Source organism: Proteus sp. MB838 (assembly GCF_054767435.1).
On the sequence record NZ_BAABMO010000105.1, the window covers coordinates 1 to 636 of the forward strand.

Consider the following 636-nt stretch of genomic DNA (forward strand, 5'->3'; position numbering starts at 1 on the left):
AGTTGCACTGCTCTTTAACAAATTATCAGACAATCTGTGTGGGCACTCGCAGAGACGATATCTTCTAAAAAATTAGATGTATCAAGTCTTGAAGAGTGACTAACAAGTTAATTCATATAATGAATAAGCTAAGTTTTCGATTTCTTTGAGCATCAAACACTTTTAATTGAAGAGTTTGATCATGGCTCAGATTGAACGCTGGCGGCAGGCCTAACACATGCAAGTCGAGCGGTAACAGGAGAAAGCTTGCTTTCTTGCTGACGAGCGGCGGACGGGTGAGTAATGTATGGGGATCTGCCCGATAGAGGGGGATAACTACTGGAAACGGTGGCTAATACCGCATAATGTCTACGGACCAAAGCAGGGGCTCTTCGGACCTTGCACTATCGGATGAACCCATATGGGATTAGCTAGTAGGTGGGGTAAAGGCTCACCTAGGCGACGATCTCTAGCTGGTCTGAGAGGATGATCAGCCACACTGGGACTGAGACACGGCCCAGACTCCTACGGGAGGCAGCAGTGGGGAATATTGCACAATGGGCGCAAGCCTGATGCAGCCATGCCGCGTGTATGAAGAAGGCCTTAGGGTTGTAAAGTACTTTCAGCGGGGAGGAAGGTGATAAGGTTAATACCCTT

Annotated in this window: 1 rRNA gene; it reads left to right on the plus strand. The window is 47.8% G+C overall.

Annotated elements, in window-relative coordinates:
• Positions 1-163 precede the first annotated feature (163 nt).
• Positions 164-636, plus strand: a 16S ribosomal RNA gene (locus ACYUCW_RS18130); the annotation flags it as partial.